General features: G+C 38.2%; 18 protein-coding genes and 1 pseudogene. 17 read left to right on the forward strand and 2 right to left on the reverse strand.

Features of this window, described 5'->3' with window-relative positions:
- The first annotated feature begins 191 nt into the window (after positions 1-191).
- The 5 genes from liaF to FPQ13_RS05595 are packed head-to-tail and all read left to right on the forward strand — an operon-like array spanning position 192 to position 3,023.
- Positions 192-1,025, forward strand: a complete 834-nt coding sequence (gene liaF / locus FPQ13_RS05580; protein WP_144088339.1) for a cell wall-active antibiotics response protein LiaF — start codon at positions 192-194, stop codon at positions 1,023-1,025.
- A 12-nt stretch (positions 1,026-1,037) separates the two neighbouring features.
- Entirely contained in the window at positions 1,038-1,877 is an 840-nt protein-coding gene (locus FPQ13_RS05585) for a sensor histidine kinase (protein ID WP_246065374.1), read from the forward strand.
- The gene (locus FPQ13_RS13710; RefSeq protein ID WP_246065376.1) at positions 1,874-2,077 is read left to right on the forward strand and encodes a sensor histidine kinase; all 204 of its coding nucleotides are present in this window, start codon (positions 1,874-1,876) and stop codon (positions 2,075-2,077) included. The genes FPQ13_RS05585 and FPQ13_RS13710 overlap by 4 nt, the downstream gene beginning before the upstream one ends.
- A 19-nt stretch (positions 2,078-2,096) precedes the next feature.
- Positions 2,097-2,735, forward strand: a complete 639-nt coding sequence (locus FPQ13_RS05590; RefSeq protein WP_144088340.1) for a response regulator — start codon at positions 2,097-2,099, stop codon at positions 2,733-2,735.
- 45 nt (positions 2,736-2,780) lie between these two features.
- Positions 2,781-3,023: a hypothetical protein gene (locus FPQ13_RS05595; protein WP_144088341.1), complete on the forward strand. Its 243-nt coding sequence runs from the start codon at positions 2,781-2,783 to the stop codon at positions 3,021-3,023.
- 99 nt (positions 3,024-3,122) lie between these two features.
- Here FPQ13_RS05595 and FPQ13_RS05600 read toward each other — a convergent pair whose 3' ends face one another.
- Positions 3,123-3,629, reverse strand: a complete 507-nt coding sequence (locus tag FPQ13_RS05600) for an antibiotic biosynthesis monooxygenase family protein (protein WP_144088342.1) — start codon at positions 3,627-3,629, stop codon at positions 3,123-3,125.
- A 99-nt stretch (positions 3,630-3,728) separates the two neighbouring features.
- Between FPQ13_RS05600 and FPQ13_RS05605 the strand changes: the two genes are divergently transcribed.
- The 4 genes from FPQ13_RS05605 to hemY all read left to right on the forward strand — a co-directional run bounded on the left by FPQ13_RS05605 (position 3,729) and on the right by hemY (position 9,430).
- The gene (locus FPQ13_RS05605) at positions 3,729-5,870 is read left to right on the forward strand and encodes a transglycosylase domain-containing protein (protein WP_144088343.1); all 2,142 of its coding nucleotides are present in this window, start codon (positions 3,729-3,731) and stop codon (positions 5,868-5,870) included.
- A gap of 169 nt (positions 5,871-6,039) precedes the next feature.
- The gene (gene hemE, locus FPQ13_RS05610) at positions 6,040-7,074 is read left to right on the forward strand and encodes a uroporphyrinogen decarboxylase (protein ID WP_144088344.1); all 1,035 of its coding nucleotides are present in this window, start codon (positions 6,040-6,042) and stop codon (positions 7,072-7,074) included.
- 25 nt (positions 7,075-7,099) lie between these two features.
- Positions 7,100-8,020, forward strand: a complete 921-nt coding sequence (gene hemH, locus FPQ13_RS05615; RefSeq protein ID WP_144088345.1) for a ferrochelatase — start codon at positions 7,100-7,102, stop codon at positions 8,018-8,020.
- Between the two features lie 18 nt (positions 8,021-8,038).
- Positions 8,039-9,430: a protoporphyrinogen oxidase gene (gene hemY, locus FPQ13_RS05620; protein WP_144088346.1), complete on the forward strand. Its 1,392-nt coding sequence runs from the start codon at positions 8,039-8,041 to the stop codon at positions 9,428-9,430.
- Between the two features lie 198 nt (positions 9,431-9,628).
- On the opposite strand, the gene yhfH is transcribed toward hemY, so the two are convergent.
- A complete protein-coding gene (gene yhfH, locus FPQ13_RS05625) occupies positions 9,629-9,757 on the reverse strand; it encodes a protein YhfH (RefSeq protein WP_144088347.1) in 129 nt (42 codons plus the stop codon).
- 100 nt (positions 9,758-9,857) lie between these two features.
- Here yhfH and FPQ13_RS05630 point away from each other — a divergent pair, with 100 nt between their 5' ends.
- From FPQ13_RS05630 to FPQ13_RS05660, 8 genes and pseudogenes are all read left to right on the forward strand, one after another.
- The gene (locus FPQ13_RS05630; protein WP_144088348.1) at positions 9,858-10,589 is read left to right on the forward strand and encodes an MBL fold metallo-hydrolase; all 732 of its coding nucleotides are present in this window, start codon (positions 9,858-9,860) and stop codon (positions 10,587-10,589) included.
- 88 nt (positions 10,590-10,677) lie between these two features.
- The gene (gene lplA, locus FPQ13_RS05635) at positions 10,678-11,685 is read left to right on the forward strand and encodes a lipoate--protein ligase (RefSeq protein WP_144088360.1); all 1,008 of its coding nucleotides are present in this window, start codon (positions 10,678-10,680) and stop codon (positions 11,683-11,685) included.
- 570 nt (positions 11,686-12,255) lie between these two features.
- Positions 12,256-12,621, forward strand: a complete 366-nt coding sequence (locus FPQ13_RS05640) for an ArsR/SmtB family transcription factor (protein WP_144088349.1) — start codon at positions 12,256-12,258, stop codon at positions 12,619-12,621.
- A pseudogene (locus FPQ13_RS05645) lies at positions 12,618-14,342 on the forward strand (SulP family inorganic anion transporter). The gene FPQ13_RS05640 and the pseudogene FPQ13_RS05645 overlap by 4 nt, the downstream one beginning before the upstream one ends.
- Positions 14,343-14,641: 299 nt before the next feature.
- Positions 14,642-14,911, forward strand: coding sequence for a hypothetical protein (locus tag FPQ13_RS05650; RefSeq protein ID WP_144088350.1), 270 nt, complete (start codon positions 14,642-14,644; stop codon positions 14,909-14,911).
- Between the two features lie 347 nt (positions 14,912-15,258).
- Positions 15,259-16,797, forward strand: a complete 1,539-nt coding sequence (locus FPQ13_RS05655) for a fatty acid--CoA ligase family protein (RefSeq protein ID WP_144088351.1) — start codon at positions 15,259-15,261, stop codon at positions 16,795-16,797.
- A 529-nt stretch (positions 16,798-17,326) separates the two neighbouring features.
- The gene (locus FPQ13_RS13410; RefSeq protein WP_186279560.1) at positions 17,327-17,497 is read left to right on the forward strand and encodes a hypothetical protein; all 171 of its coding nucleotides are present in this window, start codon (positions 17,327-17,329) and stop codon (positions 17,495-17,497) included.
- 104 nt (positions 17,498-17,601) lie between these two features.
- Positions 17,602-18,300, forward strand: a 699-nt coding sequence (locus FPQ13_RS05660) for an RNA-guided endonuclease TnpB family protein (protein ID WP_144088352.1), incomplete at its 3' end; no start/stop codon positions are given.

Raw genomic sequence — 18,300 nt, forward strand, 5'->3', positions numbered from 1 at the left:
AAAAATTGTTCTATCATTTATATACCCTTTGGAATTTGTATTAAACAATGACTCAGTCTCAAGGCGGAGAGGGAAACAACCTGCAGCATGTAGCTACCTTATAATTTTTCTTGTAATATGAAGATAATTAAATTTTCAACTATTCAAATATTAACTGAGCAGCTATAATCAAATCATAAGTAGGTGGAAAAATGTATACATTCTTTAAGTGGATGTTTTCTTTATTATTAATATTTATTGGCGTAGCTTTAGTACTGCGAAATCTCGACATTATTTCCTTGGAAATATTCGACGAAATTTGGGGTGCATGGCCATTGCTCGTCGTATTATTCGGAATGATTTCCTTCATTCATTCATTTCAGCCTCATAAACTTGGTAGTTGGAAGATTGGATCCTTTCTCATGATCTTCGGAGGCTTGCTTTTTGCCGGAAATTACGACTATATCGATTTTAAGTTCTGGGATATCTGGCATTTGTGGCCGTTGATTATCGTGTATATTGGTGCCTCGATGTTATTTGAGAATAAAGGAATTAATGTAGAAGTGAATATGCCGAAGAAGGATAAAAAGAACGAAGAAAGTGTTGCCACTTATCAGCAAAAAGAAGAAAGGTCGAACAATTTCACAGAAGACGAAAAAAAGATAAAGGTGAAATATGCTCAGAAGTCTAATCAATTAATCGCGGACCGCAACTTCAGCAGAGATAATTGGGAGGTCCAATCGATGAGTTTAAAAACAGGTATCGGTAACCTCTACTTTGATTTTTCGAAAGCTTATATTCCTGACCAAGAATCAAAGATTGTGTTGAAGGGCTATATTGCTGACATTCAAATGAAAATACCCGAAGAAATCCCTGTGAAAATCTATTCAAAAGTATCGATTGGAGAAACACGCGTTGGCGATGAAGACCAATCCGGATTTGGCAATTCTATTGCATATCAAACAGAAGGGTATGATCAGGCAACAAGGAAGCTAAACATCGTGATGAATTATCAAATTGGTGATATACAAGTCGTATTTGTCTAGGGGATGGAAAGAATGTTTAAACATTTAAAAAGTATACGATTTCAGATGATTCGAAATGAATTGAAAATCATATATTTCTCTTTGTTTATTTTGGCGTTATGTCTCTTTTTTCTTTACTCTGTCTACGAACCGATTTGGTTAAGCCTGGAAGCTATTTTTCTATCCCTTGGTCTATTAGTACTTATTATGACCCCTGTTGGTATTTACCTGACCTTACAGTCTACCAAAAACATAAAAAAACGATTAGATGTCTATTCAGTCTTTCTATCAGCACTGTCTGAAGGAAAGTATGACGCAGAACTATTAAATCTTGAAGAAAACGATGAACTTGATTTGATTGGAAACGAATTAAATGGTTTAGCTAAGAAGTTAAAGGACCAAGTGCGCTCCCTTCAAAAACTAGCTGACGAAAAAACAGATTTGGCGAATCAAGCACATGTAGCAGCAACAATTGAGGAACGTCAACGTCTAGCAAGGGATTTACATGACGCCGTCAGTCAACAATTGTTCGCATTGACAATGATGTCGCAAGCAACTGTGAAAACGATTGAGATAAAGCCCGAACAAGCCGTCGAGCAAGTAAGGGAGATTTCTGAAATTGCTTTACAAGCACAAAATGAGATGCGTGCCCTTTTATTGCATTTACGACCAGTTCAGTTATCAGGTGAATCGTTGGAAGAAGGAATTAAGAAGCTGACGAACGAATTAAAACAGAAATCGAACTTGGAATTTGATGTGAACATTGATGAATTGCCAAAGCTTTCTCAGGCGAAAGAAGATCATTTATTTCGTATGCTTCAAGAAGCACTTTCGAATGCATTACGTCATTCAATGCAACGAAAATCACTGTGAATATTAAAGAAAAATCCGATGCTGTGCATGTATATATTAGTGATAACGGAATCGGGTTCAACCTCGAAGAACAATCACAATCAAAAACTTCCTATGGCTTAAAAACAATGAGAGAACGCAGTGAAGAAATTGGTGGGACATTCCGAATTCGTTCCAAAGAAGGTCAAGGAACATATATTGATGTACGTATACCTAAATAAGAAGACGGGAGAGGTTGTTATGAAACCAATCACAGTCGTTTTAGTTGATGATCATGAGGTTGTAAGAAGAGGCATGAAAACGTATTTAATGACAGAAGAAGATATTGAAATTGTTGGTGAAGCATCAAGTGGAAACGAAGGCACTCAGCTCGTTTTAGACTTAAATCCCGACGTTGTATTGATGGACTTGATTATGGAAGATGGAACAGGAATTGAAGCGACCGAAAAAATTATTGCTAAAAACCCGTCTTGCAAAATTATTATATTGACTAGCTTCTATGATGAAGAACAAGTCATTCCGGCCCTGGAAGCAGGGGCGTTTAGTTATATGCTGAAAACGTCTGCAGCGGAAGAAATTGTCTCAGCCATTCGCAAAGCAAAACGCGGGGAAAACGTTATTGAACCAAAAGCTGCAGGGGTAATGATGAATAGATTCCGAACACCAAACAAAGATGCACATGATGAATTAACACAGCGAGAACGAGAAGTCTTAATTTGTATTGGAAATGGATTGACCAATCAAGAGATTAGTGATGAATTATTTATTGGCATAAAAACGGTTAAAACACATGTTAGTAATATTTTGAGTAAACTAGAGGTACACGATCGAACACAAGCTGCTGTTTATGCACATCGCAACGGTTTGATGAAAAAATAAAGATAAGATTAATGTAAGAGTTCATTTTTTAAGGGGACATTAGTGATGGTGCAAACAATTAATTTTAAAAGGTTAAAATTTTATATAGACATTGTAGGGATTAGCTCATTATTGGTTTTCATTGGGTTAATCATTAAAAATGGTTATGTGAATGAATTCGAAGTTGGCTTTCAATTAACCGGAATTAGTTTATATATCGGTGCCCCCTTATTTTTAGTGACAATTTTTTGCGGAATCAGCTCTGAAGTACTGAAGAGGCACATAAAAAATGAAGTGCATACAAGTTAACTAGCTTTCACATCACTTCCCATCATTTTAACCAAAACTAAAAACCTTGACGAAAGGAAGTTGAATCTCCTCGACGTCAAGGCTTTTTAATATGAAAGTTTATTCATTTTCTGGTTGGATGACTTGGTACTTTTTCGCATACGATGGTCCAGCAGAATAAGATGGTTTTTCTTCTTTTTCATCAGAAGAAGATTTGTGTGATTGCTTAAATGACTGCGAATTTTTCCACGTTTCAAAATCCGATTCCTTTTCCCATTGGGTCAACACGACATACGTTTGATTATTATAAGGCCGTAGTAATTTATAGGCTTTAAAACCGGGTTCGTTTTCGATCATTCCTGCTCGGTCCTTGAAGCGGCTTTCAAATAGCGGACGCCCCTCGTACGTAACAGGAATATGATTCATCACGAAAAAACCTTTTGATGATAATGTTCCTGCCTCGCCGATTACTTCATATTCACGAGCCTCATTGAATGGATTTTTATCATTGTTTTCCAGAACAGCTAAATACTGATCTCCGTCTTGGGCAATAATAATTTCATCAGACTCTTTTTGTAACTCAGCTAAGTAATCATAGGTTCCGTTTGTCATCCATAATTTCTTCATTAAAATGCCTCCTTGATCAATAAGGTGATATTTTTGTCGCATTACGTCGACTGTAATATAATAAAAAGAGTTTAATTGGAAATTATTGAGGTGGAGAATTTGGCATTCGCGATAAAGAAAAAGTGGAAATGGATTTTATATGCCATACTCGCTCTTCTCGTTTTAAGTGTACTCGGTTATTTGTTTATTTTACTAGGTGGACGATTTGTTGTCGATGAAAAGCATTTTGTTTTTTCGGAATCCACCGTCATTGAAACCGAAGACGGAGAGCAAGTAATGAAGTTATATGATGAGAACAGAACATACGTGCCGAGTGATCAGATTCCAGATCATGTGAAAGAAGCTTTTGTCGCTATTGAAGACCGACGATTTTACGATCATAGTGGTGTGGACTTCCGTTCAATTGCTCGTGCGGTTTATACCGATCTTGTTACATGGAGTAAGAAAGAAGGAGCCAGTACGATTACTCAACAGCTCGTTAAAAACACGTCATTAACGAATGAGAAGTCTTGGCTTCGGAAAACAAAAGAGGCGATGGGTGCCATCTATTTGGAACGCATCAAGTCGAAAGATGAAATTTTGGAGTATTATTTAAATGAAATTTATTTCGGGCATGGCATCTATGGAATTGAGGAAGCGTCACAATATTTCTTCTCCAAATCTGTCAACGAACTATCGATATCTGAAGGCGCAATGCTTGCTGCTTTACCGAAAGCGCCAAATACGTATTCGCCGTTAAAAGATGAAGAGAAAGCAATCGAGCGACGAAACCTCGTGTTATCAAACATGTATGAACAAGATTATTTAACTGCGGAACAATTAAAACGAGAACAAGGTAAAACGATTGGGCTTAATCAAAGCGACCGTCAAGATTCTCCGTGGTTGAATACGTATATTGATATGGTTATGGATGAGGTTGAAAAAGATTACCATCTGACGAAGAACGAAATACTGACCGGTGGTTATGACATTACCGTTGGGATTGATTTATCAATCCAAGAAACGACTTACCATGAACTTCAAAAAGATGATTATTTTCATGGTTCACAAGATAACATCCAAGCAGCAATGGTTGTTTTAGATGAAGAAAACGGACTCATCCGAGCTGCACATGGTGGGCGAAATAATAATCGTGGAGATTTGAACCGACTTTATGTGAGAAGACAACCAGGTTCAACAATGAAACCGGTGATTGTTTATGGCCCGGCTCTAGAAAAAAGCATATACGAACCATACACATTAATTGATGACGTGCAAAAAAGTTACGGGGATTATAGTCCGAAAAACTACGATGGCGTTTATGAAGGTAAAGTTACGATGTATGATGCCTTAATCAAATCGAAGAACGTGGCAGCCGTCGACTTATTGAACGAAATCGGCGTCAAATATGCAAAAGATTATCTAAAGAATGTGGGGATTCAATTTGAGGAGCAAGGCCTTTCAATTGCATTAGGCGGAATGGAGGAAGGATTAACTCCGGTTCAAATGGCTTCATTGTATAGAACGTTTTACGATGAAGGTCGTTTCATTACACCGAAAACGGTCGTCGAAGTGAAAAATCGTGACGGAGATGTGTTAGGGCGAGACGAAGACGAAGAGAAGCGGCTCTTCTCTAAGCAAACATCTTGGTATTTGACACGAATGCTTGAAGGTGTTGTAACAGAAGGAACGGCTAGCTTTGTGGATTATAATAAAGCACTAGCAGGAAAAACGGGTTCGACACAGCATCCCCATCGAAGTGGGGCATACAAAGATGCGTGGTTTGTCGGTTTTAATACGGATTATACAATTGCCACATGGATTGGTTATGATCAAAGTAATGAAGACCATTATATGACGCAAGGAAGTAAAGCACCAACACAATTAACGACATCGATATTCCGACAATTGGATGAAACGCATTCATTTCCTGTTGCTTTTGAAAAGCCGGAACGAGTGAAAGAGTTGGAAAACCCCGTCCGTTTGTCGAAAATTACGGATTTAAAAGCAAATGTTTCTGTTGGATGGCGTAGCGGAGTTCATGTGAAACTAACGTGGACACCGTCAGCAGACGAGCGAGTCGTTTACCATATTTACAGAGAGTCAGGAAATGGACCAAAGAAAATTGGCGAAGTAACCGGTGAAGGAAGTTACCGCGTAAACAGTGTTAAAGTTTTTCAAAATCCATCTTACTATGTTGTGCCGGTCAATCCCCAAACGAAAGAAGAAGGGGAACGATCCAATACAGTAACTGCTTTTTAACTTTCGACAGTTCAAAAGCAGAAATGATATGAAAAACAAGGAAGATATGACAGACAAGTGTCTTGATATTCGTCAAATTCATGACATTTGCGCTCTTTTCCTATACACACATCTATATTTATTTTATAGTGAAGGAGGAGAGTGGATTGTATATGAAAGGTGATATAGAATGACAACTTTTAATGATACTATACTGAGAGCTTACAATGGAGAAAAAACAGAGTACACACCGCTTTGGTTTATGCGTCAAGCGGGAAGATCACAACCAGAATATCTTAAATTAAAAGAAAAATATTCATTGTTTGAAATTACACATCAACCAGAACTATGTGCCTATGTCACAGAATTACCTGTACAAAATTACAATACCGACGCTGCAATTTTGTATAAAGACATTATGTCACCATTGCCACCAATGGGAGTAGACGTAGAAATTAAGCCAGGCATCGGACCTGTCATCGATGACCCAATCCGAACGATGCAGGATATTGAGTCGTTACGTCCAATCAATCCAGAAGAAGATTTGCATTATGTCATGGACACCATCCGTATATTGACGAAAGAGAAATTATCTGTTCCGTTAATCGGTTTCAGTGGTGCTCCTTTTACATTGGCTAGTTATATGATTGAAGGTGGCCCTTCGAAACAATACAACAAGACTAAAGCTATGATGTATGGCAATCCGAAGATGTGGTTTGCTTTGATGGACAAATTAGGCGATATGGTCATTGATTATACGAAAGCACAAGTAAACGCAGGTGCAAAAGCGATTCAAATATTCGATTCTTGGGTCGGAACTGTAAATGCGCAAGATTATCGCGTATTTATTCGTCCTGTCATGGAACGAATTTTTGAAGCGTTAAAAGCTGAAGGCATCCCAACGATCTTGTTTGGAATCGGCTCGCGTCATCTATTAACTGAGTTTAATGAACTTCCTATTTCAACGGTTGGACTGGATTGGCGTACATCAATCCAAGAGGCAAGAGAAATGGGTATTGATAAAACACTTCAAGGAAATCTGGATCCAGCATTTTTATTAGCGGATTGGGAAACAATTGAAGCACGAACAAAAGAAATTCTTGACCAAGGAATGAATCAATCCGGCGGATACGTATTTAACCTTGGACATGGTGTGTTCCCTGAAGTGAAGCCAGAAACGTTGAAGCGTTTGGCAAGCTTCATTCATGAATATACACGAAGCTAAATCTAAGTGAAGGAGTTGAACGAATATGTCTAAAAAGACAGTAGGACTTTTAGTTATGGCATACGGCACCCCCTATAAAGAAGAAGATCTAGAGCGTTATTACACGCATATTCGTCGAGGTAGAAAACCGACCGATGAAATGGTGGAAGACTTAAGAAGCCGGTACGACGCCATCGGAGGGATATCGCCATTAGCTCGGATTACAACAGAGCAAGCAGAAGCACTCGAAGCGAAACTGAACGAACAAAGCGATGATGTAGAGTACAAATATTATTTAGGCTTAAAACATATTGACCCATTTATCGAAGACTCCCTTAAGCAAATGGCTGATGATGGGATTAAAGAAGCGGTAAGTATTGTGTTAGCGCCTCACTATTCTACATTTAGTATTAAATCTTACAATGGAAGAGCACAAGAGGAAGCTGAGAAGCAAGGTATTGAATTGAAGTCCGTTGTTGATTGGTATAACGAACCTGGTTTTATTGAATATTGGGTAGAGCAAATCAATAAAACGTATGGTGAAATGACTGAAGAAGAAAGAAACAATTCATGCTTAATTGTTTCTGCACACAGCCTTCCAGAGAAAATACTTCAAGAGGGCGACCCGTACAAAGAGCAATTAGATGAAACTGCTCGCTTGATTACAGAACAGGCTGGTATTGAAAACTATGCTGTCGGCTGGCAAAGTGAAGGGAACACACCTGAGCCTTGGCTAGGACCAGACGTTCAAGATTTGACGAGAGACCTTTTTGAAGAACATGGTTATCAAGCATTCGTTTATGCGCCGGTTGGCTTTGTATCCGATCACTTAGAAGTTTTATACGACAATGATGTCGAGTGTAAAGAAGTTTGTGATGATGTGCAGGCATCTTATTATCGTCCAGAAATGCCAAACACACATCCAAAATTTATTGAAACATTAGCAAAAGTCATTTCAGAACTGTAAACAAAAGGAGTGGCATTCATGGAGCGCAAGCGACAAACAGTAGCCATCCTAGGTGGTGGGATTACAGGGCTGACTGCTGCTTATTATTTGATGAAAGAAGAATTACCAGTCGATATTGTACTCATTGAACAAAATTCAAGACTAGGTGGAAAAATTCGAACGTACCAATCCGATGGGTTCACGATTGAAAGAGGACCAGATTCATTTTTGGAGCGAAAAGTTACTGCCAAGAAACTAGTGGAAGATCTCGGATTAGAGCATGAATTAATTCGTAATGCGACTGGACAAGCTTATATTCTGTCAGAAGACCACTTGCATGCCATGCCGAAAGGTGCCGTCATGGGAATTCCAACGGATTTTGATGCTTTTGAACAGACAACATTAATTTCCGATGAAGGAAAAGAGTTGGTCAAGCAAGAGTTGACGAAGGAAAAAATGGAGCCGAAAGACGACTTGTCCGTTGGTGAATTTTTCCGTTATCGATTAGGCGATGAAGTGGTTGATAAATTAATCCATCCTTTAATCTCTGGAATTTATGCAGGAGATATTGACCGGCTAAGTTTGCAGGCGACATTTCCGCAATACTATCAACTGGAACAGAAATATGGCAGTTTGATTGAAGCTTTACGAAAAACACAAACAAACAAAGCATCGAATAAGCCGAAACAAGGACAATTTTTGACATTGAAAGACGGATTAGGCTCACTTGTTGATGCACTGCATGATGAGATTAAACTTTCAGTCGATGTCATGCTCGATACAGAAGTAAAAAGTGTAGAGAAAAATGGGGATAGATACCAGATTCAGTTGGATGATCATAAGAAAATTGCTGTAGACCAAATCCTTTCTACACTTCCCTTTGAAGCATCTAAGAAAGTTTTCAATAAGCCTGAACTGTTCGGACAAGTGTTAGAAGAAGAAAATACATCAGTAGCCAATGTAGCAATGGCTTTTCCTCACGAAGCAATCGAACAATTACCTGAAGGGACAGGGTTTGTTGTATCGCGTAAAGGTGATTATCGAATTACAGCTTGTACATGGACACATAAAAAGTGGCCACACACAACGCCAGAAGGGCATTTACTTCTCAGAGCTTACGTAGGTAAGCCTGGTGATGAAGAGATTCTTCAGAAAAGTGATGACGAAATCATTGATATTGCAATTCAGGATTTAAATCGTGTGTTTACTATTAAACAAAAACCGAATTTTCAAGTAGTTACTCGATGGGAGAATGCGATGCCACAGTATACTGTTGGACATATTGAACGAGTCAATTCGCTTGAGAAAGCATTAAAAGATAAACTACCTGGTGTATATGTTGCTGGGAATAGCTACCGCGGTGTTGGTCTTCCTGATTGTATGGACCAAGCGATCGATGCGGTTCATCAGATTAAAAAGAATCATTTTTAATAAACAAAGAAGCTGCTTCTAACAGTCTGACAACGGACCGATAGAACAGCTTCTTTTTATACACTTAATAAAGAATTACCTCGAAGAAATGTGGGTGGCATTTCTTCGAGTTGGAAGTACGTCTGTTTGCAAAAACAAACAGATGGTTAGGATTGGATTAAGAATAGAACGAGCTAACAATTCAAGTTGCTTAAACTACTATATAACAGGAGTACATTTTTCACATTTATTCGTATAGCAATCTGCCTGTTCTACCATCGGTTTCTTACAGCTAGTACAACGCTTCTTCGGTAGGTTCTTAAAAAATTTTACAGGTGATTCGAGCATTTGAATGCCTCCTTATGTTTATTTACTAGTAGTATACTGTATTAATACAAGAATGTTAACTATATTCTGTATCATAACAATAAAACAGGAGGAAAGAACTATGAAATTTACTGTAATTGGTTACTGGGGAGCGTATCCAGAAAAAGAAAGCGCGACATCTTGTTATGTATTGGAAAGCAATGGATCCACAGTTGTAATCGACCTAGGAAGTGGTGCACTATCCCGCTTGTTTCAGTACTACAGCATAGAAGATATTGATGGTGTTGTACTTTCACACTTTCACCATGACCATATAGCTGATTTAGGTTCTTTGCAATACGCTTTGTTGGTTCAACAACATCTCAATGAAACAAACAAGAAAATACCAATCTACGCATCAAAAGATAACCCGAAAGACTTTCAGCGATTAACACACAATGGTACAGTCGGAAAAGCGTATCAAGAGGGACACGATTTGACTATTGGATCTGTTCATTTTTCATTTTTAAAAACAAAGCATCCTAAGTCGTGTTACGCTATGCGAATAACAAATGGAGAAAACACAATCGTCTATACAGCTGATACTTCATTTTTTCCAGAACTCATCGATTTCTCAAAAGATGCTGATTTGCTAGTAGCAGAAACGAGTTTTTACAAGGGAATGGATGGAAAGAAAGCGGGACATATGACAAGCGAGGAAGTCGGTAAATTAGCTAATATGGCAAACGTAAAAGAACTGTGGCTCACACACTTGCCGCATTTTGGAGACCACGAACAATTATACAATGAAGCTAAAGAGCAGTTTAAAGGTACAGTTCGGTTAGCTAAAGAAGGACTTAGCTTTTCAACGTAAATTTATATAACCAGCGAACTAAGTTGAATAATTATATATAGTTATTTACAATGAAAATGGATATTAAAAAGGGAGTGATCAAGCAATGTTGTACTACATCGATGCAAATGACGGAATTAACGACCCACGTATTAACTTAGCTTTTGAAGAGTATGTTCTGAAGCATTTGAACATCACGAGTGAAGATCAATATTTACTGTTTTACATTAATAAGCCTTCTATTATCATTGGAAGGAATCAAAACACCATTGAAGAAATAAACACAGAGTTTGTGGAGGACAATAATATTCAAGTCGTCCGCAGACTCTCTGGTGGTGGAGCAGTCTATCATGATGAAGGTAACTTGAACTTTAGTTTCTTGGCAAAAGATGAAGGAGATAGCTTCAGTAACTTTAAGAAATTTACGCAACCGGTTGTTGATGCACTGAATAAATTAGGTGTTCCAGCAGAATTGACTGGGCGTAATGATTTAACGGCTGATGGGAAGAAAATTTCTGGGAATGCTCAGTTTACGACGAAAGGAAAAATGTTTTCCCACGGTACATTGATGTTTGACTCAGAGGTAGAAAATGTTGTTCGTTCGTTGAAAGTAAAATCAGAGAAAATTCGTTCTAAAGGGATTAAATCCATCCGTAGTCGAGTAGCGAATATCCAAGATTTTATGGATGAGAAAATGACGACTGAAGAATTTAAGGAAGTTATTTTGAAGTATATTTACGATACAGAAAACTTGGATGACATTCCTCGTTACGAGTTAACGGATGAGGACTGGCAAAAAATCAACGAGATTTCCAAAGAACGTTACCAACAATGGGATTGGAACTATGGAAAATCACCTAAATTCAATATTCAGCATTCAAAACGAATTGAAGGCGTCGGCTCCTATGACTTCCGTCTTGAAGTGAAAAAAGGAATTATTGAAGACGTAACTATCTTCGGAGATTTCTTTGGTATCGGTGAAGTACATGAACTTGAAGAAAAATTAAAAGGTGTTCGATACGATCGCGAATCCATTTTAAAAGCGGTCGAAGATGTGGATGTACAGCATTACTTAGGAAAAATTGAGCAAGAAGACTTTCTTTCTCTCGTTTACTAAGTTTAATTTCATTTAGGGTCATCCAATTCAGGGATAGAGCGCAATTCTAGAGCTCTATCCCTGTTTTGTATCTATTTAATCGACGATAGCTCATAAAATTTCTGCTCTACCGTTTAATAGAGTGCTTCTAATCGACGATAGCGCACAATTTTTGTACTCTACCGTTTAATAGAGTGCTTCTAATCGACGGAAGCGCATAATGTTTATGCTCTACCGTTTAATAGAACGCTTCTAATCGACGGAAGGACGTAATGCTTTGTGCTCTACCGTTTAATAGAGCGCTTCTAATAGACGATGGCGTGCAATTTTTGTGCTCTATCTGTGAATAGAACACTGAACTGCATATCCCAAGTTCAGAAATCCCAACGTACAACTGTTTGCCTTCCTCTTATGTAGTTAACTTCCCTCTGTTCCATTCCAAACGACTATGTACTTTCAATCCAACTTATCCCTCAACCTTTTCATTGCTAACCGACCATCAGCTATATTGAATTAAAAGTTAAACACGGTATGATAGAGATAAATATACATATTCAAATATTTGAATATGTAAGGAGTGAGATTGATACGATGTGGGACGATTTACAAGCGTTCAAAGCTGATTTCTTTAAAGCATTAGCACATCCTTTACGAATACGAATTTTAGAATTATTGGCGGAAGGTCATAAAAGTGTCAATGAAATACAAACCATATTAAATAGTGAAGGATCAACTGTTTCTCAGCAATTAAGCGTTTTACGTAATAAAAATATTGTAACTGGTACAAAGCATGGGAAACAAGTCGTTTATTCATTAAGAGACCCATTGATCATGAAGCTTTTGGATGTAGCGAAGGAGATCTTTAATAATCATCTCGTCAGTACGATCTCTATTTTAGAAGAATTAGATACCAGCAATGAGAATACGAATGACAAAGAAGTGAAACGAAATTCATGAATCGTTTCTATGAGAATATAATCAAAAATTACACGTCTAGTGATTTTTTGATCTCTGGTCTGACAGTAGGGATGATTGCTATACCGCTGGCGATGGCTTTTGCTACGGCTTCTGGTGTGAGACCGGAATATGGACTTTATACAGCAATCATCGCAGGAATCTTAATTTCTTTATTCGGAGGTTCGAAATTCCAAATCGGAGGACCCACAGGAGCCTTTGTTCCAGTCTTGTTAGGTATTGTGACCATCTACGGATATGAAAACCTCTTAATAGCAGGGTTACTGGCAGGCTTCATGTTACTATTCATGGGGCTTTTTAAATTGGGATCGCTAATTAAGTTTATGCCTCGACCAGTAACGGTTGGATTTACGGCAGGCATAGCAGTAATCATTTTTACCGGGCAAATCGCAAATTTTTTAGGAATTACTTCGATCGAACAACATTCAAAGTTCATATTAAATATCCGTGAAATTTGGAATCATCTCCATTTAACTCAAGTTTCTAGTATTTTCATTGCTACGTTATGTACGTCTATTATTATACTCACACCTAAACTGTTTCCAAAGATACCTGGGGCAATCGTCGGATTGATTGTTTCTACTATAATCGCGACAATCTTTTTTACCGACCAAGTACCGACAATCGGTTCTGTATTCGGGAGCATACCATCAAGTCTTCCAGAATTTCAATTTCCTGAACTGACATGGGAACGAATTCAACCGATGCTCGTTCCCGCATTGACAATCGCGGCTTTAGGAGGAATTGAATCTTTACTATCAGCTGTTGTGGCGGATGGAATGGCTGGCAGTAAGCATAATAGTAACCGAGAATTAGTTGGGCAAGGGATCGCGAACATCATAACACCGCTATTTGGCGGGATTGCAGCGACTGGAGCGATTGCACGGACAGCGACGAATATTAAAACTGGAGCAGTCACCAGGATGTCAGGCGTATTTCATGGTGTGTTTGTTCTGTTGACTTTACTTCTATTTGCACCGTATGCATCCCTTTTCCCACTCGCGAGCATGACACCTGTTTTGATGATTGTCGCATGGAATATGAGTGATCGTCGTCATTTCGCTCATTTACTAAAAATGAAAACCGGTGATTCACTCATTTTGGTCGCCACTTTTTTATTGACTGTGTTTACAACGATTACGACAGCTGTTATGACTGGTCTCGTCCTTGCACTCAATATGTTTGCAAGACGCATGAGTGATTTACTCGTCGTCTCGAAAGTGTTGCCAGATCATTCAACTGCAGCTGAATCTGTTGAGTCCTATATGGTTGATGCTACGAGAAATTGTCCGCAAATCGAAATTTAAACGGTCGAAGGACCGCTTTTTTTCGGGGCAGCCCAAGTATTTGAACAACGTGTCATGGATTCGATCCACTATCGACCAAAAGCTTTACTGTTACGAATGAGCAAAGTTCCTTTCATGGACACAACAGGGATTGCCAACTTATCTAATGTTGTGCGTCATTTTAATAAACAAGGCGGAACAATTATATTATCAGGGATTAGCCCGAAGTTAAAAGAAATCTTAAAATCTTCCAATCTATACGACGACATCGGAGAGGAAAATATATTTGAGCATACCGGGCAGGCACTCGATCATGCGATATCGACTATCGATCATCCAAAGTGTAAAGGCTGTAAGCAATTCGCATTCCATGAGTGTCATCAATTATCTGCGGGCAAGAAGCTGATTGCAGAATGACGATTCTCACTTTTAATAAAATCGAAGAGAATCCAAATGAAAGCAGTAGTTCCGTTTTAGTGAAGAAGCATACAAAATCGCAATCCAAACAACTTAATAACAGCAGCTATTGTCATTGTGCTGTTTCTATTTCGTAAGCTTTTACGATGGGATTTTTATAAATCAAGTAAGTAATTGTAATCTTCACGTTAAAATAAACGTAAAATTGTAAAAGAGCGACTTAAAATTTATAGGGAGCTTAGCTGAAGTAGGGGATAAAAGAGCTTGAACGATATATTTTGAGAAATAGGAGTGACTATATGACAGAAGATCATTTTAATCGGTTTTTAACCATTGGTATTACGTTATTTGTAATCGGATTTATTCTTTTGTTCTTCAGTACTAGTATTGGTATATCGATGGCTGACAATTGGGTTATGAATCAAGGTGGAGCGGATCCTGCTATGTTCCAAATAAGGATTGAAAGCTATATAAATATCTTTGTAGTTTCCGGCAGTATACTTTTCGGTATTGGACTTCTCACTCTCATCCTAACTTATTTTATTAAGGTGCTTTTTTCGAAAGAATAGTAAGCGGTGTTTACGTAAGCAATGCACAAACGGGTGCTTAAATTAAATAAGAAAATTTAAAAGATAACGCTTGGGATATTAAAAATCCAAGCGTTTTTGTGTTTGCTATTTGTACTGTTTGTTATAGCGCTATACATATGCCATATCAATGTGTTCTTTAACCTGTTAAATTAGTAATTTTCTACAGTATCGGAACAACCTTGTAGAACAGTTCAATCTTTTAACTTTTTTCTGAAAAATGAAAGGGGTTTCTTGATGAATCGTGTCAAATAAACTATAATAGAATAATGAAAATTGAATGATTATTCATTCATTTCTAAAGAGATACATAACAAAGGAGGAAGGGTATGAATTTAAGTGATCAACTTTCCTTGACCGCAAAGGAAAATTTAACGAAAACGGCTTATATTTTTAATGATGAAGAAACTTCTTATCGAGAATTGGAAGGTGCTGTAACGAAATTTGCGTCTAGTTTGAAAGAACTTGGATATGAGAAAGGAGACCACATCGCTTTAGTTGTGGGAAACACACCCCATTTCATTATCGGTCTTTATGGTGCGATGCGATTGGGTGTCACAGTTATACCGGTTAATCCTATTTATACTGTTGAGGAAATGGCCTATATTATGACGAACGGTGATGTCAAAGGTGTCATTACGTTAGATGTTTTGATGGAGAAATTTGAATATCTCGATCAAAAAGTTCCAGGGATCCAACACTATATTGTCGGCGCAACGAGTCCTGATAATGATTTAAGTACGTCACCATTAGCAGAAAAGATTTCTTCTTTTGAAAAATTAACGAAGGAAGGTAGCTTGGAACTCGACCGTCCAACATTGGATGAAGAGGATACAGCTGTCGTTCTCTATACTTCTGGAACGACGGGTAAACCAAAAGGTGCGATGCTAACACACAAAAATCTATATTCTAATGCACGAGATGTAGCGGAGTATTTAACGATTGATGCGAATGATCGTGTCGTTGCTGCGTTACCAATGTTCCACGTCTTTTGTTTAACCGTTGCCCTGAATGCGCCATTGGTAAATGGTGGAACCGTTTTAATCGTACCAAAATTTTCACCTGAAGAAGTATTTCGTGTCATTAAAGAACATCAAGCAACGATCTTTGCAGGTGTTCCAACGATGTACAACTATCTCTTGCAATATCCAGATGAAGAAGCGAAAGACTTCTCAAGCATTCGCTTTTGCATATCCGGTGGTGCATCGATGCCAGTCGCCTTATTAGAAAAATTCGAACAACGTTTCAACATTCGTCTATCTGAAGGCTATGGATTATCGGAATCTTCTCCGGTTACTTGCTTTAACCCATTGGACCGGCCACGAAAAGCGGGATCAATCGGGAGAAGTATTACGAACGTGGAAAATAAAGTCGTTGATGAAAACGGCGAAGAGGTACCAGTTGGTCAAGTCGGCGAATTGATTGTCAGAGGTCCAAACGTGATGAAAGGCTATTATAAAATGCCTGAAGAAACCCAAGCGACGATTAAAGACGGATGGTTGTATACTGGGGATATGGCTCGTATGGATGAAGACGAGTACTTCTATATTGTTGACCGGAAAAAAGAATTGATTTTGGTCGGTGGGTATAACGTTTATCCAAGAGAAATAGAAGAGGTTCTTTATGGTCATGGCAAGGTGAGCGAAGTTGCCGTCATCGGTGTTCCGGATGAAAACCTTGGAGAAGCAATTATCGCTTATGTCGTCGTGAACGATAATCAAGTAACGAGAGAGGAACTAGTTGATCTCTGTAAAGAAAAACTAGCAAAATATAAACAGCCAAAAGAAATTGTATTTCTTGAAGAGTTGCCGAAAAATACGACCGGTAAAATTCTCAAACGTAATTTAAAACACCAGTTACAGCAGTAGATGAACAGGGGGGTGGGGTGCCCCCTGTTTTGTTTTGATTTGAGTCTGAATACCTTTTAATATATACATAGAATTATTAATTATATTACCACTGTAGGAGGATTAATCTTATTTAAGGGAGTCAGAAGCGATTCTTCCAGGGTGTGGTATTAAAAGCCTGTCATCCGTTCAAGAATTCGATCGGAATTCATCAAAGTATTCTACTCAAAGTGACAGTGATTTAATTACTATACAGTGTGGAAATGCAGGTAATACATGGAATGGAATTAAATCATCAGCACGATTAACAAGGGAGACAAGAGATGTTGTTAACTATGAAAAAAGTGGAAAATCGCGCCAAAGAGATATAGACTTTGATAAAATGCCCAGAAAACTAAAATATCCGCCAGGTGCAATACTAAAAAAACTTCCGGATGGTAGAACATTGGCATCTTATAGCAGTAAAGATGGTTACGCTTCACTTTCGTTCCCTTCTACTCTCAGGATGGATAAGACCGACAAAGTAAGATATAAATAAGGAGATAATCTTATGCAAAATTTAATTTTACATGCTTGGCAACCTATTACAAATTTAAAAAAACACTACGTTAGTGATGCCAGAGTTGAATTGAACGACGAAGGGTTATTTATCATTTTAGGCGAGAAGACTCCATCCTCAGGCGAAGCCAGGGTGGAGATGAATCGCCTTCGACAAAGATGACTACTGTCATCTTCTTTGTCCGAAAAAGAAGTTATTACTTCCCATATCACAAGCTGGTAGTGTATAATAAGAACATACGTTTCCTTGTTAGGGGTGAAGTAATCTTGCAGGTAAACAAAGCCTATCGATTTCGAATCTATCCCAATAAACAACAAGAAATCCTCATTGCAAAAACGCTTGGATGTAGCCGTTTTGTCTTTAATCACTTTCTAAGTGAGTGGGAAAAATCTTACCAAAATACAGGTAAAAGATTGACATACAATAGCTGTTCCAAGCAATTAACACAACTAAAAAAAGAATTGGCTTGGTTAAAGGAAGTCGACAGTATAGCCTTGCAATCTTCCTTGAAAGCTCTCGCCGACTCCTACACACGATTCTTCAAGAAACAGAATCAGCGTCCACGTTTTAAATCGAAAAAGAACAAGATCCAATCCTACACAACCAAATACACAAACGGAAATATTGCCGTCTTGGATAACAAAATACAATTACCGAAGCTAGGCCTCGTTCCGTTTAAGAAAAGCCGTGAAGTTGAAGGACGTATATTGAATGCGACAGTCCGACGCAATGCTTCCGGTAAGTATTTTGTTTCGATTGGGGTAGAAACTACCCTAAAAGAAGCATTTCCCAAGACCGAATCTTCCGTTGGCATTGATCTTGGAATCAAAGACTTTGCGACCCTTTCTGATGGTACGATATACAAAAACCCCAAGTATTTTAGAACTATGGAAAAGAAATTAGCCAAAGAACAACGAATTCTTTCCAGGCGTCAAAAAGGAAGTTCGAATTGGCATAAGCAACGG

Origin of the sequence: Allobacillus salarius (genome assembly GCF_007559425.1) — a bacterium.
GTDB lineage: Bacteria > Bacillota > Bacilli > Bacillales > Alkalibacillaceae > Allobacillus > Allobacillus salarius.

Bases quoted from the DNA above. Each gene is read 5' to 3' on its own strand.
- FPQ13_RS05595 (WP_144088341.1), top strand. From the start codon at position 2,781: ATGGTGCAAACAATTAATTTTAAAAGGTTAAAATTTTATATAGACATT.
- liaF (WP_144088339.1), top strand. From the start codon at position 192: ATGTATACATTCTTTAAGTGGATGTTTTCTTTATTATTAATATTTATT.
- FPQ13_RS05655 (WP_144088351.1), top strand. From the start codon at position 15,259: ATGAATTTAAGTGATCAACTTTCCTTGACCGCAAAGGAAAATTTAACG.
- yhfH (WP_144088347.1), bottom strand. From the start codon at position 9,757: ATGCTCGAATCACCTGTAAAATTTTTTAAGAACCTACCGAAGAAGCGT.
- FPQ13_RS05585 (WP_246065374.1), top strand. From the start codon at position 1,038: ATGTTTAAACATTTAAAAAGTATACGATTTCAGATGATTCGAAATGAA.
- FPQ13_RS13410 (WP_186279560.1), top strand. From the start codon at position 17,327: ATGCAAAATTTAATTTTACATGCTTGGCAACCTATTACAAATTTAAAA.
- FPQ13_RS05590 (WP_144088340.1), top strand. From the start codon at position 2,097: ATGAAACCAATCACAGTCGTTTTAGTTGATGATCATGAGGTTGTAAGA.
- FPQ13_RS05600 (WP_144088342.1), bottom strand. From the start codon at position 3,629: ATGAAGAAATTATGGATGACAAACGGAACCTATGATTACTTAGCTGAG.
- hemY (WP_144088346.1), top strand. From the start codon at position 8,039: ATGGAGCGCAAGCGACAAACAGTAGCCATCCTAGGTGGTGGGATTACA.
- FPQ13_RS05650 (WP_144088350.1), top strand. From the start codon at position 14,642: ATGACAGAAGATCATTTTAATCGGTTTTTAACCATTGGTATTACGTTA.
- FPQ13_RS05640 (WP_144088349.1), top strand. From the start codon at position 12,256: ATGTGGGACGATTTACAAGCGTTCAAAGCTGATTTCTTTAAAGCATTA.
- hemH (WP_144088345.1), top strand. From the start codon at position 7,100: ATGTCTAAAAAGACAGTAGGACTTTTAGTTATGGCATACGGCACCCCC.
- FPQ13_RS05630 (WP_144088348.1), top strand. From the start codon at position 9,858: ATGAAATTTACTGTAATTGGTTACTGGGGAGCGTATCCAGAAAAAGAA.
- hemE (WP_144088344.1), top strand. From the start codon at position 6,040: ATGACAACTTTTAATGATACTATACTGAGAGCTTACAATGGAGAAAAA.